2 protein-coding genes are annotated in these 4753 nt (G+C 33.3%); both read left to right on the top strand.

Annotation, left to right across the window (positions count from 1 at the left end; translation table 11 throughout):
* The first annotated feature begins 147 nt into the window (after nt 1–147).
* Nucleotides 148–2277: an amidase family protein gene (locus tag O5Y44_RS08685; RefSeq protein ID WP_271965946.1), complete on the top strand. Its 2130-nt coding sequence runs from the start codon at nt 148–150 to the stop codon at nt 2275–2277.
* Nucleotides 2278–2510: 233 nt separating this feature from the next.
* Nucleotides 2511–4753, top strand: a 2243-nt coding sequence (locus O5Y44_RS08680) for an amidase family protein (protein WP_371465998.1), incomplete at its 3' end; no start/stop codon positions are given.

Here is a 4753-nt window from a genome sequence, read left to right as displayed (position 1 = left end):
AAATATTATTAAGTCACTTATATTTTTTTTTATTTTTAAAATCATTTTCTTGATTGAAAAATATTATCGGAGTATAATCATTAATAGAAAGCTTTTTCAAAGCTTCAATCATTTATTTAAATATTTATTTTAAAATAGGAGTTAAAAATGAAAAAAAATAATATTAAATACGTTCTTATACCAGCATTTGCAGCTGCTGCACTATTCCCTGTTTTAGCTAACGATAATCAAGCAAAAGCTAATGAGGATAAATTTACTACAACTTCAACTGTAAGTAAACCAGAAACTACTAGCAAAAAACCTGCTAATATTCCAACTACTAACAATGTTGCAGAAACAACAGCTACTACTCCTGCTAGTCCATCTAACAATGTAGAGCAAGTTCCAGCAGCTAAAATTGAGTCGACTAATAGTACAAATGTTATTAACAACGAAACTGTTAATCCAAAAGTTCCATTTACTGTAGCTGAATACAAGCAAAAAAGTGCTTTAGAACTTGCTCAATTAATTCGTGAGAAAAAAGTTACTAGTACAGAACTTGTTGACTTAGCTTACAAAGTCATTGCAGAAGAGAATCCTAAATTAAATGCAGTTCTAACAACTGAAAATGGAAAAATTCCTAAAGCTATTGTTGATGAAGCATATAGAACTGCTAAAGAAATTGACAATCGTATTAGTGCAGGGAAACTAGCTGCTAACCCTGTTGATTGGAAAGCCCAACCATTTTTAGGTGTACCTGCTTTAATTAAAGGTCTGGATCAATTAAAAAATGGTGACTATACTAATGGTGTATATCTGAACAAAGGTAAAATTGCTGATGAAAGTGGTCCTGTGGCAAAAGAATTTGCTAAACTAGGTTTTGTTATACTTGGTCAAACTAACTACCCAGAACTAGGTACTAGAAATATCACAGATTCTAAATTATTTGGACCTGCTGGTAATCCATGGGATCCTAGCCGTAATAGTGGAGGATCTTCAGGAGGAAGTGCCGGTGCTGTAGCTAGTGGTATGGTACCTATAGCTAGTGGTAGTGATGCGGGAGGATCAATCCGTATTCCTTCTTCATGGACTGGACTTATCGGTCTAAAACCAACTGGTCACGTTGTTAAATTCCCTCTTGTAAAAACTATTGAAGATGCTAAAGCTTACTTCGAAAAAACTGAATTAAGCAAACCAAAAACATTAGTAGAACCACCAAAAGATTTGAAAAAATTAAAAATAGCCTACACCCTTAAAACTCCACTTAAAGATCTTGAATTAAGTGAAGTTGGTAAAAAAGCTATTCTAGAGACAGTAGACTTCCTAAGAAAAGAAGGATTTACTGTTGAAGAGGTTAAAGAATTTCCTATCGATGGATATGAAGGAATTAAAACATACACTGTAGGTGGTATTGGAGAAGAAAGTTATGTTGCAGCTGTTAAAAACGTAACAGAAGAAAACAAACGTCAACTAGATCCTACAACTTACGGATTAGGAACTTCTTCATATATGGGACCAAATGCAAATACTGATGTTTCTTCAGTAAAACCACTATCTACATTTATAGATCAAATGAATGCGTTTTATAAAAAATACGATTTATTCTTAGTTCCAACTAACGCAGTCACTGCTCCATCTAACGATAAAAAAGTAGATCCATATATAGAGCCAGATATTGCAGAACAACTATATAACATTAACAAGATTAAAGATCCAAAAGAAAGATTTAATTTATTAACTAAACAATGGTTACCAATGACAAGACGTTCTCCATATACTTGGGTATTTAACTTATCTGGAAATCCTGCGATTTCACTACCAACATATCTAAGTGATAAAAATCTACCATTTGGTGTAATGTTCGCAGCAAAAGACAATTCAGAAAAAGTTCTTTTAGAGATTGGTCAATACTTCCAAGATAGACACCAATTCAAAATGAATCCAAGTATTAGAAGTACAACTGCATCAGAAAATGGAATCAAAGCAGGAGAACTTGAAATCAGAACTAAATTTGAATACACAGTTCCTACTTACGCACCTACTGTTTCAGAATCATCAACATCTAAGATTAACAATGAAACAAGTACTATTCCTGCTAAATCTGAAGAATCACAAACTCCAACTCCTAAAGAAGAGAATAAGTTAGCAAATATGAACACAGCAAAAGTTAATTTATCAACACCTAACACATCTAAAACTCTACCTAACACTGGAGAAAATACAAGTAGCTTCCTATCAGTAATAGGGTTAGCATTTCTTGCTCTAGTTGGATTATTAAAACGCAAAAATAATAATTAATATAAAATATTTTTTTTATAACTACGATTGATTTCTAAAAATCAGCCGTAGTTATTATTTTTTCTTTAAATCATCTCTACTTTTCTTAAATTTTATTTTATAGATTAATAAACAACATCAATATTTTTCCGTTTCATAAAATTATTTCCTTGATTGATAGCGAATATCAGAGTATAATTAAGTAGCAAAGCATATAACAGCTTATTTATTATTCATTAAATTAGGAGTCAAAAATGAAAAAGAAAAATCTAAAATACGTTCTTATACCAGCATTTGCAGCTACTACGCTATTTCCTGTCTTAGCAAATGACAACCAAGCTCATGCTAATGAGAACAGTGATACAGTATCTGCACCAGTTAATAATACAGCTAGCAATAACGGAACTTCAACTACTGAAACCCCAACTTCTAACACTGCTACAAATTCATCTTCAACTACAGATGTTAAGCCTAATGTAGCCAGTAATAATAGTGAGGTTTCTACTACTAATACTGAAGAAAACACATCTTCTAAACCTACAATCCCATTTACTGTAGCAGAGTATAAACAAAAAAGTGCTCTTGAACTTGCTAAACTAATTCGTGAGAAAAAAGTAACAAGTACAGAGTTAGTTGATTTAGCATATAAAGTTATCGCAGAAGAAAATCCTAAATTAAACGCTGTACTTACTACTGAAAATGGAAAAATTCCTAAAGCTATCGTTGATGAAGCATATAGAACTGCTAAAGAAATAGACGAGAGAGTAAAAGCAGGTAATCTTGCTGCTAATCCTGTAAATTGGGAAGAACAACCATTCTTAGGAGTTCCTACATTAATTAAAGGATTAGATTTACTAAAAGATGGTGATGCTTCTAATGGTATCTATTTTAATAAAGGTAAAGTATCTAAAAGTAGTGGAGCTGTCTCAAAAGAATTCGAAAAACTTGGATTTGTAATACTTGGACAAACTAACTACCCTGAACTAGGAACTAGAAATATTACGGACTCTAAGTTATTCGGACCTGCTGGTAATCCATGGGATCCAAGTCGAAATACAGGTGGTTCTTCAGGAGGCAGTGCAGGTGCTGTAGCAAGTGGAATGGTATCAATTGCAAGCGGTAGTGACGCTGGTGGTTCAATTCGTATCCCTGCTTCATGGACAGGTTTAATTGGTTTAAAACCTACTGGGCATGTAGTAAAATTCCCTCTAGTAAAAACTATCGAAGATGCTAAGGCATATTTTGATAAAACACAAATTAGTAAACCAAAAACTCTGGAAGAAGTTCCAACTGATTTGAAAAAATTAAAAATTGCTTATACTCTTAAAACACCATTAAGAGATGTTGAATTAAGTGAAGATGGGAAAAAAGCTGTTCTTAAAGCTGTTGATTTTCTTAGAAAACAAGGCTTCACTGTAGAAGAAGTAAATGAATTCCCTATCGATGGTTACGAAGGAATCAGAACCTACACTATCGGAGCCATTGGTGGTGCATATACTGCTCCTGCAAAAGTAGCTACCGAAGAGAATAAACGCGATTTAGATCCTGCTACTTATGCTTTAGGTACATCTGCGACTAGAGGAAAAACTGCTAACACTGATATTTCTTCTGCAAAACCAATGTCGGAATATATAAATCAAATGAACGAGTTCTATAAAAAATATGATTTATTCTTAATGGCAACAAATGCTGTTACAGCTCCATCAAATGATAAAAAAGTAGATCCTTATGTAGATCCAGAAGTTGAAGAAAAACTTTATAATATTAATAAAATAAAAGATCCAAAAGAGAGATTCAATCTACTTGTAAAACAATGGGAACCAATGATGAAACGTACTCCATTTACATGGTTATTCAACTTAACAGGTAATCCTGCTATATCTTTACCAGTTTATAAGAGTGAAAATAATCTTCCTCTTGGGGTTATGTTTGCTGCTAAGAATAATTCAGAAAAAATACTTCTTGAAATGGGACAATTATTCCAAGATAATAATCAATTCATAATGCACCCAAACATTAGAAAAACAGTTGTTTCGGAAACTGGAAATAAAGTAAGAGAAAATGAATATGGTACAAAATATGAATATTCAGTTCCTACTGATGTTCCTGTTGCTGAGGTTCTTAAACCTTTTACTGTAAAAGTTGACGGACTTTCTGAAAATGGTAATAAAGTAGTTGTTGATAATGACGGTAATGTTTCTGAGTTCAACACTCCTGCTGACGCTCCTGTTGCTGAGGCTCTTAAACCTTTCACTGGCAAAGTTGACGGACTTTCTGAAAACAGCAATAAAGTAGTCGTTGATAATGACGGTAATGTTTCTGAGTTCAACACTCCTGCTGATGCTCCTGTTGCTGAGGCTCTTAAACCTTTCACTGGCAAAGTTGACGGACTTTCTGAAAACAGCAATAAAGTAGTCGTTGATAAAGATGGAAATATTTCTGAATTCAACACTCCTGCTGACGCTCCTACTTCTGAAGCTCTTAAACCTTTCACTGG

Source organism: Gemella sp. 27098_8_155 (assembly GCF_041433725.1).
GTDB classification, from domain to species: Bacteria; Bacillota; Bacilli; order Staphylococcales; family Gemellaceae; genus Gemella; species Gemella haemolysans_D.
Note: the sequence above shows the minus strand (reverse complement) of the source record. Positions and strands in the feature narration are given on the sequence as shown.